The organism is Thermodesulfomicrobium thermophilum DSM 16697 (assembly GCF_059568695.1).
The window spans coordinates 74,309-93,506 of record NZ_JCANTW010000016.1 but is presented as its reverse complement, the minus strand read 5'-3'; the positions used below and the strand labels follow the sequence as shown (position 1 = coordinate 93,506).

19 protein-coding genes are annotated in these 19,198 nt (G+C 63.3%); all 19 read right to left on the bottom strand.

Features of this window, described 5'->3' with window-relative positions; genetic code table 11:
- Positions 1–5 precede the first annotated feature (5 nt).
- The gene (mraY, locus tag BR00_RS09760; protein WP_496477407.1) at positions 6–1,082 is read right to left on the bottom strand and encodes a phospho-N-acetylmuramoyl-pentapeptide-transferase; all 1,077 of its coding nucleotides are present in this window, start codon (positions 1,080–1,082) and stop codon (positions 6–8) included.
- Positions 1,079–2,434, bottom strand: a complete 1,356-nt coding sequence (locus BR00_RS09755; protein WP_496477406.1) for a UDP-N-acetylmuramoyl-tripeptide--D-alanyl-D-alanine ligase — start codon at positions 2,432–2,434, stop codon at positions 1,079–1,081. The genes mraY and BR00_RS09755 overlap by 4 nt, the downstream gene beginning before the upstream one ends.
- Positions 2,425–3,846, bottom strand: coding sequence for a UDP-N-acetylmuramoyl-L-alanyl-D-glutamate--2,6-diaminopimelate ligase (locus BR00_RS09750; RefSeq protein WP_496477405.1), 1,422 nt, complete (start codon positions 3,844–3,846; stop codon positions 2,425–2,427). The genes BR00_RS09755 and BR00_RS09750 overlap by 10 nt, the downstream gene beginning before the upstream one ends.
- On the bottom strand, positions 3,839–5,836 hold the full coding sequence (locus BR00_RS09745; protein WP_496477404.1) for a penicillin-binding transpeptidase domain-containing protein: 1,998 nt from the start codon (positions 5,834–5,836) through the stop codon (positions 3,839–3,841). Before BR00_RS09745 ends, BR00_RS09750 begins: the two co-directional genes overlap by 8 nt.
- The gene (locus BR00_RS09740) at positions 5,836–6,108 is read right to left on the bottom strand and encodes a hypothetical protein (protein ID WP_496477403.1); all 273 of its coding nucleotides are present in this window, start codon (positions 6,106–6,108) and stop codon (positions 5,836–5,838) included. Before BR00_RS09740 ends, BR00_RS09745 begins: the two co-directional genes overlap by 1 nt.
- Complete coding sequence (gene rsmH, locus BR00_RS09735) at positions 6,105–7,085, bottom strand: 16S rRNA (cytosine(1402)-N(4))-methyltransferase RsmH (protein WP_496477402.1); 981 nt, start codon at positions 7,083–7,085, stop codon at positions 6,105–6,107. Before rsmH ends, BR00_RS09740 begins: the two co-directional genes overlap by 4 nt.
- Before the next feature lie 17 nt (positions 7,086–7,102).
- Positions 7,103–7,558 carry a division/cell wall cluster transcriptional repressor MraZ gene (mraZ, locus tag BR00_RS09730; RefSeq protein ID WP_496477401.1) on the bottom strand — a complete coding sequence of 152 codons (456 nt, stop codon included), beginning with the start codon at positions 7,556–7,558 and terminating at the stop codon, positions 7,103–7,105.
- Between the two features lie 205 nt (positions 7,559–7,763).
- A complete protein-coding gene (locus BR00_RS09725; protein WP_496477400.1) occupies positions 7,764–8,381 on the bottom strand; it encodes a hypothetical protein in 618 nt (205 codons plus the stop codon).
- On the bottom strand, positions 8,378–9,817 hold the full coding sequence (gatB, locus tag BR00_RS09720; RefSeq protein ID WP_496477399.1) for an Asp-tRNA(Asn)/Glu-tRNA(Gln) amidotransferase subunit GatB: 1,440 nt from the start codon (positions 9,815–9,817) through the stop codon (positions 8,378–8,380). The genes BR00_RS09725 and gatB overlap by 4 nt, the downstream gene beginning before the upstream one ends.
- 14 nt (positions 9,818–9,831) lie before the next feature.
- Entirely contained in the window at positions 9,832–10,455 is a 624-nt protein-coding gene (locus tag BR00_RS09715) for a DUF4254 domain-containing protein (protein ID WP_496477398.1), read from the bottom strand.
- A 72-nt stretch (positions 10,456–10,527) separates the two neighbouring features.
- Positions 10,528–12,282 carry an ARMT1-like domain-containing protein gene (locus BR00_RS09710; RefSeq protein ID WP_496477397.1) on the bottom strand — a complete coding sequence of 585 codons (1,755 nt, stop codon included), beginning with the start codon at positions 12,280–12,282 and terminating at the stop codon, positions 10,528–10,530.
- The gene (locus BR00_RS09705) at positions 12,282–13,130 is read right to left on the bottom strand and encodes an NAD(+)/NADH kinase (RefSeq protein WP_496477396.1); all 849 of its coding nucleotides are present in this window, start codon (positions 13,128–13,130) and stop codon (positions 12,282–12,284) included. Before BR00_RS09705 ends, BR00_RS09710 begins: the two co-directional genes overlap by 1 nt.
- 50 nt (positions 13,131–13,180) lie before the next feature.
- Complete coding sequence (locus tag BR00_RS09700; protein WP_496477395.1) at positions 13,181–14,500, bottom strand: chromosomal replication initiator protein DnaA; 1,320 nt, start codon at positions 14,498–14,500, stop codon at positions 13,181–13,183.
- 543 nt (positions 14,501–15,043) lie between these two features.
- Entirely contained in the window at positions 15,044–15,718 is a 675-nt protein-coding gene (thyX, locus tag BR00_RS09695; RefSeq protein WP_496477394.1) for an FAD-dependent thymidylate synthase, read from the bottom strand.
- Between the two features lie 13 nt (positions 15,719–15,731).
- Positions 15,732–16,694, bottom strand: coding sequence for a Holliday junction branch migration DNA helicase RuvB (gene ruvB / locus BR00_RS09690; RefSeq protein ID WP_496477393.1), 963 nt, complete (start codon positions 16,692–16,694; stop codon positions 15,732–15,734).
- Positions 16,691–17,278, bottom strand: a complete 588-nt coding sequence (gene ruvA, locus BR00_RS09685; RefSeq protein ID WP_496477392.1) for a Holliday junction branch migration protein RuvA — start codon at positions 17,276–17,278, stop codon at positions 16,691–16,693. The genes ruvB and ruvA overlap by 4 nt, the downstream gene beginning before the upstream one ends.
- A 7-nt stretch (positions 17,279–17,285) precedes the next feature.
- Positions 17,286–17,801, bottom strand: a complete 516-nt coding sequence (gene ruvC / locus BR00_RS09680; protein ID WP_496477391.1) for a crossover junction endodeoxyribonuclease RuvC — start codon at positions 17,799–17,801, stop codon at positions 17,286–17,288.
- Entirely contained in the window at positions 17,798–18,538 is a 741-nt protein-coding gene (locus BR00_RS09675) for a YebC/PmpR family DNA-binding transcriptional regulator (RefSeq protein WP_496477390.1), read from the bottom strand. Before BR00_RS09675 ends, ruvC begins: the two co-directional genes overlap by 4 nt.
- Positions 18,525–19,166 (bottom strand): RlmE family RNA methyltransferase, encoded by a 642-nt coding sequence (locus BR00_RS09670; protein ID WP_496477389.1) that lies wholly within the window; start codon positions 19,164–19,166, stop codon positions 18,525–18,527. The genes BR00_RS09675 and BR00_RS09670 overlap by 14 nt, the downstream gene beginning before the upstream one ends.
- Between the last annotated feature and the right edge of the window lie 32 nt (positions 19,167–19,198).

Sequence of the window (19,198 nt, the reverse complement as noted above, 5' to 3'; positions counted from 1 at the left end):
GGGACCTACCGCAATTTGAGGGTGCCCAGGGCGAGCACCGCAAGCAAAATGGAAAGAATCCAAAACCGTACGATGATCTTCGACTCATGCAGGCCACATTTTTCAAAGTGATGGTGCAGGGGCGCCATACGCAAGATACGACGGCCGCCCGTCATCTTGAAGTAGCCCACCTGGAGGATCACCGAGAGGGTCTCCACCACGAAAAGCCCGCCCACCACGGCGAGCAGGAGCTCCTGTTTGCAGAGCACGGCCACGAAGCCCAAGGCCCCGCCAATGCTCAGGCTCCCTACATCCCCCATGAACACCTGGGCTGGATAGGCGTTGAACCACAAAAACCCGAGCCCCGCGCCCACCATGGCCCCGCAAAACACCGCCACCTCACCCACTCCAGGGATGTAGGCCACCTGGAGATAGTTGGCCAGATTGACGTGGCCGGCCACGTAGACGAACACCGCGAAGCACGCCGCGCACACCACCGCTGGACCGATGGCCAGGCCGTCGAGTCCGTCGGTGAGGTTCACGGCATTGGAAGAACCCGTGAGCACGAACACCGCAAAGGGGATATACAGCCAGGAAAGATCCGGTTGCAGATGCTTGAAAAACGGCACCATGAGCTTGGTGGAATACTGCGGCAAGGCCACAAGCACGCTCACGGCCCCCAAGGCCACCAGCACCTGCCCCAAGAGTTTGCCCCGCGCCGACAGGCCGTCGTTATGCCGACGCACCACCTTGAGATAGTCGTCGACCAGGCCCACCAGACCAAAGCCCACGAAGACGAACACACACAACCAGATGAACGGATTGGTCAAATCCGCCCACAAAAAGACACTCACCAGCAGGCACAAGCCGTACAGCAGCCCGCCCATGGTGGGCGTGCCGCTTTTTTGCTGATGATCCGGCCCGCACTCCTTGATGTATTGCCCCAATTTGAGACGGCGCAGCCACTCGATGCATGTAGGGCCCACTACAATAGCCAATACAAGGGCCGTCACCATGGCGTACACGGAGCGAAAGGTTATGTAGCGGAAGACATTGAAAACGCTGATGGTGTCACTCAGCGGATAGAGCAGATGATAGATCACGCAAGACGCTCCTCAAAATACGCCAAAAATTCTTCCATACGGCTCCCCCGAGAGCCTTTGAACAAAAGCACGGCGTTCGACAGCCCAAGGGCGGCAAAGGCCTCCCACGCCTCCTTTGGGGTGTCCGTGACGCACAGCGCAGCCCCAGGACCAAAGCCCTCGGCCACCGCATCGGCATGCGCCCCGCGATACACCACCAATGGACACTGGGCCGCACGGGCCAGCTCACCCAAGCGGCGGTGGGCAGCCGGGGCATGGGCGCCGAGCTCCCGCATTTCTCCGAGCACCGCCACCAAGGGGCGGGAGCCGGCCATCTGCCTGGCCTCGGCAAAGGCCGTGGTCATGGACAGGGGATTGGCATTGTAGGTGTCGTCGATAAGCACCCACGCACCGCGCTCGCGGCACACAAACCGCCCCGCCTGCGGGGAAACAGCCAAAAGCCCGGTTTCCACCGCCGTCATGGGCACGCCCAAATACCAAGCCGCCGCCACCACGGCAGCGACGTTTTCCGCGTGCGCACAGGCGGCCGTGGCCTGTAGCTGCACACTGTCGCCGGCGCAAGCAACAGTAAAGGCAAATCCTGCGGGGGTCTTGTGCCGCGCAAGGACCCGCACGTCCGCGTCCACGTCCGCGCTGCCGGCAAAGGTCACGGACGGGCAGCCGGCCTGCACACAGGCGGCGTGCAATTCCGGGCACCCCATGTTCCATACCCCCGCTCCACCGGGGCGAAGCCAGGCCAGAATGCGGGCCTTGTGCCGGGCGACCCCGTCCACCCCGCCCAAGGCTTCGGCATGGGCCAGCCCCGCATTGGTGATGAGGGCCATGTCCGGCGCCAGGATGGCCCCGAGCTCGTCCATATCCTGAGGCTGACTGATGCCCACTTCCAGGACCCAGAAGTCTTCATCCCCATCCAGGGCGAGCATGGAGAGGGGCAGACCCAGTTGGTTGTTGAAATTCCCAGGATTTTTACCCACTTTCCCTTGGCCGGAGAGCACCAAGGCCAGAGTCTCCTTGACCGTGGTCTTGCCTGCGGACCCGGTGACCGCCACCACCCGGGCTCGGGTCGCGTACCGCCACGCCCGCGCCAGAGCCCCAAGGGCGCGCACCGTGTCCGGCACCACCAGGACGGGGACGGACACCGGCAGCGGACGGGAGGCGAGTACGGCCACCGCGCCGGCAGCAACGGCGTCTTTCGCAAAATCGTGCCCATCCACCCGCGCACCCGGCACGGCCACAAAAAGGTCCCCCGGCCGGACGCGGCGGCTGTCCATGGTAACCCCGGTTACCTCCACGTTCTCCCCGGAAAACGGGACCCCCACGGCCGGGGCTATGGCGTTCAGAGTCATGCGCATGCGGCAAGCTCCCGGGCAACGGCCACGTCGGAAAAGGGCAGCCGTCGTTGTCCAATGATCTGTACGGACTCGTGCCCTTTGCCGGCAATGAGCACCGCGTCTCCGGGTCGGGCTTCGGCCAGGGCCAGGGCAATGGCGGTACGACGATCGGATTCCCGCAACACCCGCGGGGCCTGCGCGAGCCCGGGCATGACGGCGTCGATGATGGCCTCGGGGTCTTCGGAGCGGGGATTGTCCGAGGTCACCACCGCCACATGGGCGTGCCGCGCCACGGCTTCGCCCATGAGCGGGCGTTTGCCTGGGTCCCGATCCCCGCCGCAGCCAAAGACCACGATGAGCCGTCCCTTGCCCACGGCCCGCAGCGTGGCGCACACTTTGTCCAGGGCATCGGGGGTATGGGCGTAATCCACGAACACATGCACCCCCCGCGGATGCGGCACCCGCTCCAAGCGGCCCGGGGCGCCGCCTGCATGCTCCAAAGCCACGGCAAAGGTGTTCGGGTCGAGACCCAAAAGGAGCCCCACGGTCTGGGCGGCGAGCAAGTTCTGGGCATTGTACGCCCCCACCAAGGGTGAGGCCACTTCCCACCGCCGCCCTTGCCAGGTCATGGCCAGGCGCATGCCCGTGAGGTCCATGCGCTGCACGCAGCCGCGCACGTCCGCGTGTTCCGCCAGGCCAAAGGTCACGGCGTCGGGGCGGCTTTGGGCCAGGCGCCGCCCCCATGGGTCGTCGGCATTGATGGCCGCCAGGCGGCAGGCCTTGCCCTGGGCGTGAAAGAGCAGAGCCTTGGCCGCGAAATACTCCTCCATGGTGTGGTGGTAGTCCAGGTGGTCCTGGGTGAGGTTCGTGAATACTCCGATTTCCACCGCGATCCCAGCCAGACGATTTTGGTGCAAGGCATGGGAGGAGACCTCAAGCACCGCGGTGTCCACCCCGTCGCGAGCCATGCGGCCGAGCGTCTGGTGTAACGTAAGGACGTCGGGGGTGGTCATGGAGGACGGCGCCTCGTTTCCCGGCCAGCGGCAGGCCACGGTCCCCACCACACCGACCTTCCGCCCGGAAGCGGCGAGGATGGCCTCTACCAGATACGTGGTGGTCGTCTTGCCGTTGGTTCCGGTAATGCCCACCACACAGGGATACCCGCCCCCGCCATAGGCGATGCGCGCAAGCTCCCCCAACGTCTGCCCAGGATTCTCCACCTCGGCGTGAAGCACTCCGGCAGGGACCGCGACGCCCCGAGCGGTCACCACGGCCACGGCTCCCCGGGAAGCGGCCTCGGGCACGAAGCGCGCCCCGTCCACATGGGTCCCCGGCAGGGCGACAAAGACATCCCCAGCCGTCACCTGCCCGGAGTGGCTGCAAAGACGCGCACCACGGCGCACCAGATCCTCTATCTGCCGCAAGTTATCCATCGCCAGGCTCCCGCGCCAGCCACAGCCGGACTTCCTTGCCCTCCGGCCACGAGCCGCCCGCCACAGGCATCTGCCGCTCCACCACCGAGCCACTGCCAGCAACGGTCAAGCTCGCCCCGTAGGGGATGAGCACCTCCAAGGCCTCGCGCACTGTGAGTCCCCGCACGTCCGGCACTGCTGTGCCCTTGGCGCCCCCGACCTCTTGAGAGGTATCTTGCGGAACGGCCACGGCTGCAGAGATCTTCGTCCTCCGCACATTTTCCGATTTCGGCTGGAGGGAGGCAGCTTCCGCCAAAAGTTTGCCATCCACTACCGGCTGGAGCATGCCCGCCAAGGTAAGCAGCCGCACCCCCACATTGCGCACTTCCGGGGCAGCCACTACGCCGCCATAGTGGCTCGTACGGGGTGTATCCACCACCATGCCCACTACATACCGCGGCTGATCCACAGGAAACACGGCAAAAAACGACGCCAAATAGTCCGACCCATACCCGCCCTGAGCCGATGCCTTTTGGGCGGTGCCGGTCTTGCCCCCCACCCGCACGCCCTGGATGCGGGCCAACGTACCGGTACCGTCTTCCTCCACCACTTCGGCGAGCATGTTGAGCACGGTGCGCGCCGTCTGGCGCGAAAACACCCGCGCCGGCTCGGAAGGTGTCTCCCCAGAAGCGTTGCCGGCATTGCGGACCAAACGCAGCGGGATCCGTTCCCCCTCTCGGGCCAAGGTGAGATACGCCTGCATCATCTGAGGCATGGTGACCCCGATACCCTGGCCGAAAGAGATATTGGCCTGCTCCACCTTGCGCCAGCTGGAGAGGGGTTTCACCAGGCCGGCGGCCTCGCCGGGCAGCGGCAACCCCGTGGGTTTGCCCAATCCCAAGGCGTCCAAATATTTGCGAAGGCGCGGCCCACCCAACTCCAGGCCGATCTTGGCCATGCCGATGTTACTGGAATAGCGAAGAATCTTGTTGACGGTGAGCGTGCCGTAGGCATGCGTGTCCTTGATACGCTTTCCTGCCACACTCCACCGGCCATTCTCGCAGAAATAACTCCGGCTGGGAGAGCATACCCGCTCTTCCAAGGCGGCGGCCAGCACAAAGGGCTTCAAAATGGACCCAGGCTCAAAGATGTCCATGGCGATACGGTTGCGCCACTGCGCCCGATCTGTACCGCGCATATTGGGGTTGAAGAACGGATAATTGGCCCACGCCAGAATCTCGCCGGTGGCCACGTCCACCACCATGCACATGCCGCTTTGGGCCTGGCTGCCTACTACGGCACGCTCCAAAGCTGCTTCCGCCGCCACCTGCACCTGGACGTCCAGGGTAAGTTGAACAGGACGGCCGCTGAGGGCATCCAGGTCCGCAGGGCTCGGGCCCAAGCGATTGCCTTGGGCGTCACGCTGCACCGTGAACTTGGCTTGCGACGGTTTGAGCACATCCTCGAACTCCTGCTCCAGCCCCTCGATGCCCTCGCCGTCCACATTCACAAAACCCAAGAGCTGCCCAGCCACCACCCCTTGAGGGTACTGGCGCGCGCTTTCGTTTTCCAAGAAAATTCCGGCGATACCCAGCTCGCGGATGGCCTGCGCCTGGGCGTCGCTGATCTTGCGTGCAATCCATACGAACTTGCGGCCCGAGCGCAGCTGGCGTGCAATGCGCTCCGGAGCAATGCCCAAAATCTTACTCAAGCGCGCAGCCGCCTGGACCGGGTCCGCCACTTCCGCAGGCCTGGCCGACACCGACGCCACATTCACCGACGTGGCCAGCAGCACGCCATTGCGATCCATGATGATCCCACGTCGCCCGGAAATCTGCTCTGAAGTCCAGTGCTGCCGCTGTGCTTTGTGGGCGAGTTCTGGCCCCTGCACCACCTGCAGCCAATACGCCCTTCCCCAAACCACGATCAGAAAAGCTGCGAAAAAAATCGCAACAAGGGTGGCCTTAGGCCGAAACCAATCGCGTTTGGGACCAGTTTTTGCTCGAGCCATTAGGGCACCACCCGAATCTGCTCCCGAGAAGGAGGTTTCAGGCCATAACGCTGCGCCTGCGCGCCCAAGGTCGCTGGAGAAAGTAAATACTGGCGTTCCACCACCAGCTTCTCATGCAAATCCATACGGCGCGCGAGCTCCCGCTCCAGCTGTTTGCACTCGTAGGCCAAATCCAAGCGCTCGATGTTCACCCACACGAGCACCAGCCCCAACACGGCGGTGGCCACGAGCACAAACACCGTCAGCACCAACGATGGACGTTCGCGGTTCATCGGTCCTCCACCTGAAGACCTGACGCATCCAAGCGTTCTGCAGCCCGCAACTTGGCGCTCCGGCTGCGCGGGTTGGTCGCCAACTCCGCATCCGAAGGGGTGATGGGCTTACGGGTGAGGATGCGCAGGCGCGGGCTATGACCGCAGGTGCACACCGGCTGGCGCGGCGGGCACACACAGGTGGCGGCCTCGGCACGGAAAAAACGCTTCACGAGGCGATCTTCCAGGGAATGAAAAGAAATCACCACCAAGCGCCCTCCGGGGGCCAAAAGCTCCACGGCCACGCGCAAAAACGCCTCCACTGCTTCCAGCTCCTGATTGACCGCCATGCGCAACGCCTGAAACGTGCGGGTAGCCGGATGATTGCGGGCCTGGTAACGCCGCGCTGGCGGATAGGCCAACGCTACCAAGCGAGCCAATTCCGCCGTGGAGGAGATGGGCTGTTTTTCCCGAGCGTCCACGATGACCCGGGCGATGCGCCCGGCCAAAGGCTCTTCGCCCAAGTCCCGGATGATCCCCTTGAGCCGCACGTAGCTCGCCTCATTCACCAACTTGCCTGCGGTCTCGGGCAGACGCTGATCCATGCGCATATCCAGGGGACCGTCGTGGAGAAAGGAAAAGCCCCGCTCCGCAGTGTCGAGTTGCAGCGACGAGACCCCAAGATCCGCGAGAATGCCATCCACCCGCCCCCAGCCCAGGCGTTGAATCCAGGTGGCGGCGTCTGCAAAATTACTCTGAAAAAGATGGACTTGCGTCGACCAGGCACGCAGGCGTTCCCGCGCCACGGCAAGGGCGTCGGCATCCCGGTCGAGCCCGAGGACCTCCGCTTGCCCCGCCGTATGCGCCAAAATGGCTGCGCTATGCCCGCCGAGGCCCACGGTGGCGTCCAGATAGCGGCCCCCCGGACGGGGATCGAGCCAATGCAGCACTTCCTTGGGGAGCACCGGAATATGGGAGGTCTCGCCACGCGAGGTCATAATCCGTCCCTATCGCCCTAAAGGGCCAGTTGAAATCCGTTCTGGGCAAGTTCATCCATGACGGCGTCGAAATCCTGCTGCATGGCCTGGCGCTGCGCCTCGAAGCGCTCCTGATCCCAAATCTCGAACTTACGCCCCACGCCGGCCAGGACGATGTCACGGCGCAACCCGGCATAGGCGCGCAGATGCGGCGGAATGAGAAGGCGGCCCTGCTTGTCCAAGGTCACCTGCACCGCCCCGGAGAGAAAGAACCGATGAAAGTCGCGGAAACGGCGATTGGCCATGTTGAGCTGCGCAAAGCTGCGCTCAATGACCTCCCACTCCGGCAGGGGATATCCGGCCACGCAGTCGTCGAAGTTGGTGAGCACCACCACGCCCTCGGGAGATACCCGTAGCACCTCATCCCGAAACTCCGGAGGCAGCATGAGACGCCCCTTGTCGTCCTGAGTTCGTAGGGCATGGCCACGAAACACCCGTACCTCCCACTTTTTCCCACTTCTTTCCACTCGGCTAGTGAAGATTCGGGAATCCTGTCAAGGGTCCGGGCTGCAAGAATGGATATCCACAGCGGCATTCATAACCCATCCCATTCATTTTGCAGTAAAAAGAAAAAAAAAAACGCCTGCGTTTTCTCAAACGCAGGCGCCCTGTGGCAAAAAGTGGGAACGAACCACACACCTAGGGAGTGCGGGCCTCCGCACGAATACGGGCAACGAGGGATTCCACGTTGAGCAGAGCAACCACCCGCCATCCCTCCTTCCCGCGGGCCAAACGCAATGCCAGAGGGTACACGGCGCCGGTGCCATGATCCACCAGGTCCACTTCCACTACGGCGTGGGGGCCTTCCTCCTCCACCACCTGCGCCGCGCGCAGCTCCTTGCGCCCCGGGGATACCTGGGCCAACACCGCCGCCAAGAGCCCTTCACGCGGGACTTCTTCGTGGGGCTGCCCGGCAAAGGCTCCGCCCGCCACCCCCCATACCAGATAGCGCCGCCCTTCCTCGGCCAAAACACGCATCATCTCGCTTTCCTGCTGCCCCGGGCCCAGAAGCCGCGCCACCAGCACCGCCAGGGGTTCGTGCTCCAAAAGCGGAGGATCGGCAGCCAATTGCCGCGCCACCCCTTGCACCACATGGTTGGAGAGTGCCGACAGATCCACGGCCCGCTCCAGCAAAGCCGGATTCTGCGTCTCGATGGAGCGGTTGATGAGAACGATGGTGTCCAGTGGGTCCGATGCATGCGCCGCGCCGACGCACAGCAGGAACGCCGCCAAAGACGCCCAAAGACAACGGTTCACGCGTCCTCCTTTGCCACCAGCCGGGCAATACAGGCGTTGACCTTGGCCGGATTGGCCTTGCCGCCAGAGCGGCGCATCACCTGCCCCACGAGAAATCCCATGAGCTTCTTCTCCCCAGCACGCAGACGCTGGACTTCGGCAGGATTGGCATCGAGCACTTCGCGCACCCAGGACTCCACCGCGGCGTCGTCGGAGACCTGCGTGAGCCCCAGCCGCTCCACCACAACCTTGGGCTCTTCGCCGGAATCGAAGACCTCGCGGAACACCGTCCGGGCCTGGGAGGCGTTGACGCTCCCGGCATCCACAAGGCCCACCAACTGGGCGAAGTGGGACGGGGCGAGCCTGCATGCCGAGATCCCTACGCCACGGTCGTTGAGTTCCCGCAAGAGATCACCCATGACCCAATTGGCGATCTTCTTGGGCTCCACCCCGTGCCCCAGGGCCGCCTCGAAATAGTCCGCCACGGCCTTTTCCGCAGTGAGCACCTCGGCGTCCGCCGCCGAGAGCCCCAACGTATCCATGAACCGCGCCCGGCGCTGGGCCGGCAACTCCGGCAAGGCCGCCTGCCACGCCGCGATCTGGTCCTCGGTGAGCACCAAGGGGACCAGGTCCGGATCCGGAAAGTAGCGATAGTCGTGGGCCTCTTCCTTGCCGCGCATGGAGCGCGTGACTCCCTTGGCCGCATCGAAGAGGCGCGTTTCCTGCACCACGACATCGCCGTCTTCCACCAGCTCCACCTGGCGCCGCACCTCGTAGAGAATGGCGCGCTCCACATTGCGAAACGAGTTCATGTTCTTGAGCTCGGTGCGGGTGCCGAACGTGGCGCTTCCCCGCGGCCGGATAGAGACGTTGGCGTCACACCGAAAACTGCCTTCCTCCATGTTGCCGTCACAGATATCGAGGTACACGAGGATGGAGCGCAGGGCCTTGAGATACTCCACCGCCTCGGCAGCAGAACGCATGTCCGGTTCGCTCACGATCTCGATGAGCGGAGTCCCGGCGCGGTTCAAATCCACCTGCGACCAGGTGCCATCGGTGTGCAGAAGTTTGCCCGCGTCATTTTCCATGTGAATGCGGGTGATGCCGATGCGTTTGGGGCCCGCCTCCGTAGGGATTTCCACCCAACCGTGTTCGGCCAAGGGCTGGTCGTACTGGGAAATCTGGTAGCCCATGGGCAGGTCCGGATAAAAGTAATTCTTGCGCGCAAAAAGGGACTTGCGGTTCACCCGGCAGCCCACGGCCAAGGCCATCTTCACGGCATACTCCACGGCCCGGGCGTTGAGCACCGGCAGGGAGCCCGGCATACCGGTGCACACCGGGCAGACGTTGGTATTGGGCTCCTCGCCAAAACGGGTGGAGCAGGAACAAAAAATCTTGCTCTCGGTCTTGAGCTGGGCATGGACTTCCAGGCCGATGACCACTTCGTAATCACGCATGACGTTTTCCCCATTTATGCGTTCCGGGCCGCGTACAGCTCCGGGTTGAGACTCGGGTCGTTGTACATCTTGCATTGGAAATACACCCGCGGCCGACGCCGGCCCGACGCGTAGTCCTCCACCGCCGCCAGCACGGCTCGACGCAGGTCCGCATGCTGACGCAGGAGGAGCCGGTGGCGTTCCGCACAACGAGCCACATGCTCCACCCCAGCGTCCACCCGCCGGGACTCTTCTTCCATATGATAGATCTTCAGGCTCAGCACCGACATCCGGTCCACCGCCGCCCCCAGCGTCTCGGTGTGGCTTGGCGTTTGCGGCGAAATCCCCTGCTGGCCGGGAAACGTACTGATGGCCGCCACGAACCAACGGTCCAAGGCCTCCATCAAGTCGTTACGTTCCTGATTGAGGGCATCGATCTCCCGCTTGCAGGCCGCAATGACCGCGTCCGGGACATCCCGCCGCCGGGCCCGGTCTTCCACATGCCACAGGTCAAAATTCCGCCGATGCTGACGCAGCCCCAGGGCCACGAGGTCGTCTCCACGAGGGTCCTGCGGCGGCTCGTGGTGCCACCGGGCGACCCGTTCCAACTGGCTTTGCCACAGCTGGTCCAAAGCCGCACACAAGGCGTCTGGTGTCATGGATTGTCCTTCATTTCCGGTAATGTGGAGGCAACTCTTCCGGCGCCAACCTCCACGCCCGACAGCATGGGTTTAGTGATCGCCCCGTCCAGCCAGCCGGGCGTCAAAATACTTCCCCACCCCGTACTCCATACGACGGAAAAAGCGCTTGGGGTCTGGACCGATGATCTGCATCTCCGGGTGCGTTTTCTGGACGTCCAAGGCGATATGCATCTCTTTGGTACATCCGGTGGAAAAGGTCGCGTCCTTGCCGTGCCACTCCGCAGGCACCGGACGCCCCATGAGTTCGAAACTCTTCTCGATGTCTTCGATGGTCTGAAATCTCCAGATATCGATATAGCCGCTGCGCTGCACCCGCTCCCACATATACATGAGGTCATCCCCGTCCATGCCTTCCACGAAGTGCTCCGCAGGATTGATGATAAAGAGATTCGAATACTTGGACCGCAAATGCGCTACAAAGGTATTGACCACCTGAATGGCGGTCTTGGTCTGGCCCGGGATGCTGCCGATAATGGCGCTGTAGAACATGACCTGCTTGCCCTGGCCGCGGGCCGCCCGCATGGTCGCGATGATGGAGTCTGCCCGGCTGCGGATCTGGGGCTCGGTGATCTTGGTCACCCGCGGCGACTTTTCCTTGAATACCACTTGGGGATCGCCCCCTTCATCCACATACAAGCACACGATGTCGCGGGTAAATTGATGGGAGTTGGCGATAAGACGACGGAAATGCGGCATGCCCTTGGCGATGACAAGATCCGCCTCCTTCCAGGAGCGGGCGAAGGTCACGCTGGTGCGCCACAGATTGAGGCGCTCCCGCGTACCATCGCCAATGACCAAAAAGGGATTCTCCCGGTGCAACCGCAGGAGCTCGTTTTTGGTCAAGCGCGCATTGTCCACCACCACAGCCTCTTCCAAAAGCTCCACTAAACTCGGGTCCCGCTCCACGTCCCACACGGTCGGCGAGGTGAGCGCAAAACCGTCTTTCACGGACAAGGTCACTCGGTGCCCCAGACGTAGCAGCGCCTGAATCACCAAGATATCGAAAACGACCTCCCCGCTCTCCTCCGCCAGGTACAAGATCTTCAGGCCGCGGCCGTGACGCAGGGTCCGCTCCAGCACAGCCTCCAGCTCCGGCCATGGGGCTGTGATTTGATGGAGCACCCCTTCGGCGACGTCGCTGGTGTCACCTGCCCAGATTTCCCCACACAGGGACAGGCGGATCAACCGGGAGAGCTCCAAGGCGTCCAAACGCCAACGCATGGCGTCCAGAGAGGTGCACTCCAACGCCGCGTCCGGACAGGTGTAGAGCACCCAGCGCATGGCTGGGCTCTTGGTGAAGGCCAGGGCACGCGCATTTCGGTGCTGTTTCACATCCGCCAGGGGGTCGTGCAGACCGCTGGTGGCCATGAAGATGGTGAGCAGCTGTTTGAGAAAGCGCGAAGGGATGAGGAAAGGAAAATTCAAAATCTGCTGAATCTTGTGTCGGGAGATGGCGTAGATCTTCTTACGGGTTGCGCGGTCCTCGACATAGCTGTGCACCAAATGCACCAGAGTACGCCATTTTTCCCGATACTCCAAGCGCAGCTCTTCCGTGAGTTCGGTATTGAGGAGGTTGTGCAGCATGCGGTCCGAACATGGAGCAAAAACCTGGTCGTCGTCGATATCCACCATGAAACGAAGCTGCTCCACGCCTGCGTTTTCTTGCGGATTGACGTTCGGCTCGATGTTGTTCTCCGTCATGAAATGCAGAAGCCAACCGTCGAGATACGGATCTTGACCATAGCGCAATTGACGCACGGAAGAGAAGGCTGGAAGTTTGGGCATCAGTTCCCCCGCAAAAATCCTTTGGACTTGAGCTTGCTCGCGTAATGGGAATGGAGCGGCCGCACCAGCCGCAGACAATGCGTAGCGCGTGAGGCGAATACGTTGTCTCCCGTATGGAGCATGACCCCCACCTGGCCGTCCTGGGTCAGCATCACCTGAGAGCGGGCCTCAAGCACGTGCACGCGGATTTCCTCCTCCAAAGGGAGGACCATGGGGCGGAAGGCGTGGAGAAACGGACAAATGGGAGTGAGGACGAAGACATCCAGCTCCGGGTAGACCAGCGGGCCGCCTGCGGAGATGGAATAGCCCGAGGAGCCCGTGGGCGTGGCGACAATGAGGCCGTCAGCGCGCACCTGGCCCAAGTGATCGCCGCCGTACCACACGTCCAGGCGGATCATCCGCGCCAGACTCCCGCACCCGATGACCACATCATTGACCGCATACCCCTGGTAGGCCACCTCGCCCCGGCGCAGCACCGTGCAGGCGAGCACCAAGCGGGAAGAGATCTCGTATTCTCCAGCAAGAATAGCGGGCAAGCAGGTTTGCCAGTCCGTGGGGGTGAGCTCGGTCAGGAAGCCCACTTCCCCCACATTGAGTCCCAACATGGGGACCCCCAGTTCGAGCACCCGACGAGCAAAGCCCAGCATGGTGCCGTCCCCGCCCAGGGTGAGCAGCAGATCCACTTCCTCCCACGGGGCAGGGCAGCAGGTCTCCTCCTTGCGCGTCTCCACCACGAAGGCCCGGCATCCCTGGTCCGTCAGCCACGCAGCCACTGCACCGGCCATGAGCTCGGCGCGCTGATTGCCGGTATGAAATCCCACGGCCACAGTGCTCAACACGCGTTCCATGGGGCGCTCCTACGGAAAGAGCGCCCTGGCATCAAGAGCGAACCGCACGGCTAGGCGTGCAATCGGCCAATGGTATGGGCGAGTTGGTTGCCTAGGGGCGTGCGGCGGGAGATCTCCCGCTCCACGGAGGTAATGCCTTTGATGACCGTGGAATGCTTGCGGTTCAAGCGACGGCCGATCTCCACCAACGAGAGCTCGGTATGCTTGCGGGCAAGGTAGAACAAGGTGTTCCGGGCGATCACCCGGTCGCGCTTCCGGCTTCGGGAGCGCAGGTCGTCGAAGGAAATCCCGTAGGCCTGGCACACGAACGAAATGATGGCGTCCAGCGACAAGCACGGGCTGTCCACCTCGTAATTGCGCAGGATCTCCCAGGCGAGGGCGGTGGTGATGTCCACGGAGAGCAACCGGGCGCGCAATACGAGGTTGCGCACACAGCTTTCCAGCTGACGCACATCGGAACGGAGGCGCTGGGCCAAGAGCTCGGCTACGCTGGCGGGCATCATGACCCCCTCCCGCCGGGCCTTGTCTTCCACAATGGCGAGACGGGTGGCGTAATCCGGCCGGTCCATGGTGGCCAAAAACCCTTGGGTGAGCCGGGAGGTGAGGTGCGCATCCATATCTTTGAGATCGCGCGGCAAAAACGAACTGGTGAGCACCACCTGGCGGCCGCTTTGCCGCAGGCAGTCCAACGTGCCGACCAGCTCATCCTGCATCTTCTCCTTGCCCTGAAAGAAATGCACATCCTCCAAAAGCAGAAGATCCACATTTTGGCGGAACCGGCTCTTGAACTGCTCTGTGGTGCGCGAACGGATGGCCAGGACCAATTGGCTCACGAACTCTTCGGCGCTCACATAGCACACGCGCATCTGCCGCCGGCCCGTATGGCGGGCGATCTCCGCACCGATGGCCTGCGCCAAATGGGTTTTTCCAAGCCCCGGGGCCGCGCAAAGGAGCATCTGCTCCACCCCGGCGTCCCCCCGGCAAAAACCTTGGGCCGCGGCGTACGCCAACTGGTTGCAGGGCCCCACCACAAAATCGTCAAAAGCGTGGCGAAAAGATACCGTGGACACGGGCGGGGCCGCAACGGGAGTAGGCAACGCCAACTGCCGGGACGCCGCAAGGGGACGCGGAGACGCTTCTGCCACCCCCAGGTCGAGACGGGGGCGGAAGCCGAGCTCTGCCTCTGCGGCGTCCTCAAGGCTTGTCCGCAGACGCTTTTCCACCCAATCGCGCACGAATTGATTGGGAGCGCGCACCACCAAGGTGTCGTCCACCAACGTGCCCGAAAGGGGCCGCACCCAAAGCTGAATCATGCCCGGCGGGATGCGTTCGGCGACCCGGGCAACCACTCGTTCCCATGCGTCCATCATGGGGCTGGCCTGTAGTGGCCGCCCACGTGCGCCGCAAACCGCAGCGCACGAAAATGCCAGGGCTTCTCTGCAGCACTTCTCTACAGGATAACACATTGAAATATAAAAAAATATTAACTTTCCGAGTCATCACGCCATCCCCTGCCCACCCAGGGGAAACCCGCGCCACCCAAGGATTCTCACCGCGAAAGTCCTCGGGTGCGGCAAAATTATCCACAGCACCATGAAAATTTTTCTTCGTTTTTCGCATTTTTTCACGATTTTTTATTTTTCTGCAGCACCCACCACAAATGACGCCCCAAAACCAAGCTTGCACGAAAAGACCGATTATCTATCTGAAATACAAATATATTTATAAAGATCCTCCATACAAACCCAAGAGTCTCTCCATGCGAACGCTCCGGAATTCCTTGATCCTGTACAAGGAAATTCATGTTTTTTGCGGTGTTTTGCGAAATAACGCGTTACTGGGAGCTTTTTTCAAAAAATAAGGGCCATGGAGGAACACGCCTCCATGGCCCCACGCCGCGCAGGTCCCCGCCGCTACCTGCACACGGCTGCGGTCGCGCCCAAAGCGGTTGCGGCCTCCCGGAACTCACTCGCCAGGTCGTCGAACACCACAGGGATGCGCTCCGTGCACGCCACGAGCAAGGGCAGCATGATCTGCCGCATCTGCGGGTGGGCAGCCTTGGCGCAGCGCAGGGCGAAGATATGCCGCCACTGCCGCACGTTGGCGGTCATCACCACTTCGGTCTTGAGGCTTTGGGGCAAGACCGACCGCGCCTCCTGGGCCGATGCCCCAGCGTCGATGAGCGCCAGATAGGCACGCTCACACGCCTCCATGGCCTGCAGCCAAAGCTGATAGCGCCGCTCGTCCTCGGACCAGAAAAACGGCCGGATCACCGTAATCTCGCGGCCGAAACGCTCGCCAGCGTAGTTGGCGTAGCGGGTACTTTCCTGACTGAACGAGCACAGGCGATGACGCACCAATTCATGGCTCACCCCGCGATCACAGATGATGCGCACCGTCATGCTCACATGTTCGAGCACGCTCTCGTGCCCCATGTGGACGATGCGGCGAAGGAGGGCCTCCGCCGATCCTGGGGCGATCTTTTCTTCGGACTTGTAGCAAGTGCGGGCCGCGGCCTCCAAGTGTCGGAGGGCCGCCTGTGGCTCCGGGACTGCCATGAACGCAAAGGATGGATCCACGATCTTCATGCCGCGATGCTCCTTACGAACGCCGCCAGCGCACCACATGGGCCCGGGCCTTGGCCGTGGCGACCCGGCCTCGGGGCGTGCGCTGGATGAGGCCGCATTGAATCAGATAGGGTTCGCAAATATCCTCGATGGTGCGCGGCTCTTCGGCACAAGCCGCGGCAATGGTCTTGATGCCCACCGGACCGCCGTCGAAATGCTCGATGATGCACGTGAGGATGCGGCGATCCAAGGGGTCCAGGCCCAAGGGGTCCACGTCCATGAGGTCCATGCCCTGGGCCGCCACCTGGGCGTCCACCACGGCGGCCCCAGCCACCTGGGCGTAGTCGGCCACGCGCCGCAAGAGCCGGCCCGCCACCCGCGGCGTGCCCCGAGCGCGGCGGCCGATTTCGAGGGCCCCGTCCGCAGACACCTCCACCCCAAAAATGGGCGCAGCCCGCGTCACGATCCGCGCAAGCTCCTCCGGAGTATAAAAGGAAAGGCGCAAGATGACGCCAAAGCGGTCCCGCAAGGGGGAACTCAGGAGCCCCAAACGGGTGGTGGCGCCCACCAGGGTGAAGGGTTCCAGGTCGATCTTCACCGTGCGCGCCGCCGGCCCCTGACCGACAATGAGGTCCAGCTTGAAGTCCTCCATGGCCTGATAGAGGATTTCCTCCACCGCCGGGGGCATGCGGTGGATCTCGTCGATGAAGAGGAGATCATGCCGGGAAAGGCTCGTCAGGATGGCCGCCAGATCCCCGCTGCGCTCCAAAACCGGCCCCGAGGTGGATACGAGATTCACCCCCAGTTCGCTGGCCATGATCTGGGCGAGCGTGGTCTTGCCCAAGCCCGGATTGCCATAAAACAGGGTGTGGTCGAGGGCCCCGCCCCGCTCCCGGGCCGCCTGCAGATACACGCGCAGGCTGGCGCGCAGCTCGTCCTGGCCAATGAACTCGTCCAGGGTACGCGGCCGCAAGTGGAGGTCGTCGGAAGGCTTCATGCAGGCTTCACAAAGCGCCGCAAGGCCTGGCGCACGGTTTGGGAAACGTCTGCCTCAGGGTCGACGGCGAGCACGGCGCGCACCGCCTCCGCGGCCTCGTCTTCCCCGTAGCCCAAAGAAACCAAGGCCGCCACGCTGTCCGCAAAGGCGCTGCTCGCATCCGGAACGGCAGACGCCGGTGCCGGCAAACGCACCCGGCCTTTGAGGTCCACCAGCAAGCGCCGGGCGGTCTTGGGGCCAATCCCCGGCACGCGGGTCAGGGCGGTCACGTCTTCCCGGGCCACCGCAGCCGCCAGGCCCGCCGGATCGAACACCCCGAGCATGGCCAAGGCCGTCTTGGGGCCCAGGCCAGGGACCGCCACGAGCTGCAAGAAAGTTTGGCGCTCTTCCCAGGAGGCGCAGCCAAAAAGGAGGGTGGCGTCCTCGCGCATCACCGTGGCCACGGGCAAGGCCGCCCGCTCCGCCCCCACCAGGCGCCAGGCCCGGGCCGACGGGGTGATCACATACCCTACGCCGGCGGAGGTGCGCACCACGCACACCTCGCTGTCCCGCCACACCACATCGCCTTCGATCCACGCAATCATGATCGCCTCATATGCGAAGCCCTTGGGCCTGGCCAGGGGCGAGCCGCGCCAGACGGCCATGGTTCAAATGGCACACAGCCACGGCCAAAGCGTCGGCGGCGTCCAGGGGCCAGGTGGCGGGGGCGGCCACGATCCGCCCCACCATGAAGCGCACCTGCTCTTTGTCCGCCCGGCCGAAGCCCGTGACGGTCTTTTTCACCACCGTGGGCTCGTATCCGAAGACCGGGACCCCACACAGCCCGCAGGCCGCCAGAATGGCCCCGCGCGCCTGGCCCAGCTTCAAGGCCGAGGCCGCGCTCTTGGCCGTGAACACCGTCTCCACCGCCACTGCCGCAGGGGCGTAGCGCTCGAGCCAAGAGCGCGTCTCCTCCAGAAGCCGAGCCAACCGCTCACTGGTGGGAGAGTCCGCACGCAAGCGCACGCAGTCCGCGGCCACCAGCCGTACCTGGCCGGAATCTTCCGCCACCACGCCCAAGCCCGTGACGCGGGATCCAGGGTCCACGCCCATGACCACGACGCTCATTCCATTTCGGCCATGAGTGCATCGGGAAGGTCGAAGTTGGCATACACGTTCTGCACGTCATCGTGGTCTTCCAGGGCGTCGTAGAGCTTGAGCATCTTGCGGCCCGTCTCTTCGTCCAAGGCCACCGTGTTTTGCGGGATCATGGTGATCTCCGCAGTGGTAGCGTCCAGCCCCGCAGCCTCGAAGGCCGCCTTGACCGCTGGGAAGTCTTCCGGAGCGCAGCGCGCCTGCCATACGTCCCCGTCGTCCACCACGTCTTCCAGACCGGCGTCGAGCCCGGCCTCAAGAATGGCCTCCTCGTCCAAGTCCTTGGGGAACTCGAACACCCCTTTCTTGTCGAACATCCAGGCCACGCAACCGGCCGCGCCGAGGCTGCCTCCGTTTTTGCTCAAGATATGACGCACATCCGCCACGGTGCGGTTCTTGTTGTCCGTGACCGCTTCGATGAGCAGCGCCACACCGCCGGGGCCGTAGCCCTCGTACACGATCTCTTCCAAGGCGTCGCTGGCCAGTTCGCCCGTGCCTTTCTTGATGGCGGTCTCGATTTTGTCCTTGGGCAGATTCACGGCCTTGGCCGCCTCGATGGCGGCGCGCAGACGCGGGTTGGCATCAGGATCGCCACCGGTTTTCGCGGCCAGGATGATTTCCTTGGTCACCTTGGTGAACATCTTGCCGCGCTTGGCGTCCTGACGGCCCTTCCGATGCTGGATGTTTTTCCACTTACTATGTCCTGCCATGGGTCTCCTCGTGATGGGGGGATAGATACCGCGGATCCCGCTCGCGCAGCCCCAGGCCCACGATGAAGATCTCTTTGCTCTCCGACCGCGAACTCTTGGGCTTGAACAAGCTCACCCGCTCGAAAAATGGTTTGATGCTGCGCACAAACCCCGGGGCATCGGGACCTTCGAAAATCTTGGCCACAAAATGCCCGCCCAAACCCAGCCAGCGCATGGCCACCGTATAGGCGGCCTCCACCAGCGCCAAAGATCGGGACTGATCCGTAATACGGCTCCCCGTGGTCTTGGGGGCCATGTCGCTGAGCACCACCGCAAAGGGCGCCGCCTGGGCAAGCACCCCCTCCACCTCGGCCGCAGGCGCGAGCATATCCGTCACCAGAAAACATACTTGAGGCGGAAATACCGTATCCGTGGGGTTGAGGTCCACGGCGATGACCTGGCCTTTGGGGCCCACGCGCTCGGCAGCGTACAGCGTCCAGGATCCAGGGGTGGCGCCCAGGTCGAGCACCCGTTGCCCCGGACGCAAGATCCGCAGTGCCTTGTCCATCTCCTGGAGCTTGTATACGGAACGGGCGGGATAGTGCTCGGCCTTGGCCTTGCGAAAATAATAGTCCCGATAGGTTTTCATGCTGTCCTCTGGGGCGACCAGCCCCACGAAAG

Excerpts from the sequence above, each read along its gene's own strand:
- BR00_RS09700 (WP_496477395.1), bottom strand. The coding sequence starts at position 14,500 with ATGATGGACGCATGGGAACGAGTGGTTGCCCGGGTCGCCGAACGCATC.
- gatB (WP_496477399.1), bottom strand. The coding sequence starts at position 9,817 with ATGCGTGATTACGAAGTGGTCATCGGCCTGGAAGTCCATGCCCAGCTC.
- BR00_RS09745 (WP_496477404.1), bottom strand. The coding sequence starts at position 5,836 with ATGGCTCGAGCAAAAACTGGTCCCAAACGCGATTGGTTTCGGCCTAAG.
- thyX (WP_496477394.1), bottom strand. The coding sequence starts at position 15,718 with ATGAAGATCGTGGATCCATCCTTTGCGTTCATGGCAGTCCCGGAGCCA.
- BR00_RS09755 (WP_496477406.1), bottom strand. The coding sequence starts at position 2,434 with ATGCGCATGACTCTGAACGCCATAGCCCCGGCCGTGGGGGTCCCGTTT.
- ruvA (WP_496477392.1), bottom strand. The coding sequence starts at position 17,278 with ATGATTGCGTGGATCGAAGGCGATGTGGTGTGGCGGGACAGCGAGGTG.
- BR00_RS09740 (WP_496477403.1), bottom strand. The coding sequence starts at position 6,108 with ATGAACCGCGAACGTCCATCGTTGGTGCTGACGGTGTTTGTGCTCGTG.
- BR00_RS09670 (WP_496477389.1), bottom strand. The coding sequence starts at position 19,166 with ATGAAAACCTATCGGGACTATTATTTTCGCAAGGCCAAGGCCGAGCAC.
- ruvB (WP_496477393.1), bottom strand. The coding sequence starts at position 16,694 with ATGAAGCCTTCCGACGACCTCCACTTGCGGCCGCGTACCCTGGACGAG.
- BR00_RS09750 (WP_496477405.1), bottom strand. The coding sequence starts at position 3,846 with ATGGATAACTTGCGGCAGATAGAGGATCTGGTGCGCCGTGGTGCGCGT.
- BR00_RS09710 (WP_496477397.1), bottom strand. The coding sequence starts at position 12,282 with ATGCCCAAACTTCCAGCCTTCTCTTCCGTGCGTCAATTGCGCTATGGT.
- BR00_RS09705 (WP_496477396.1), bottom strand. The coding sequence starts at position 13,130 with ATGGAACGCGTGTTGAGCACTGTGGCCGTGGGATTTCATACCGGCAAT.
- rsmH (WP_496477402.1), bottom strand. The coding sequence starts at position 7,085 with ATGACCTCGCGTGGCGAGACCTCCCATATTCCGGTGCTCCCCAAGGAA.
- BR00_RS09715 (WP_496477398.1), bottom strand. The coding sequence starts at position 10,455 with ATGACACCAGACGCCTTGTGTGCGGCTTTGGACCAGCTGTGGCAAAGC.
- BR00_RS09675 (WP_496477390.1), bottom strand. The coding sequence starts at position 18,538 with ATGGCAGGACATAGTAAGTGGAAAAACATCCAGCATCGGAAGGGCCGT.
- ruvC (WP_496477391.1), bottom strand. The coding sequence starts at position 17,801 with ATGAGCGTCGTGGTCATGGGCGTGGACCCTGGATCCCGCGTCACGGGC.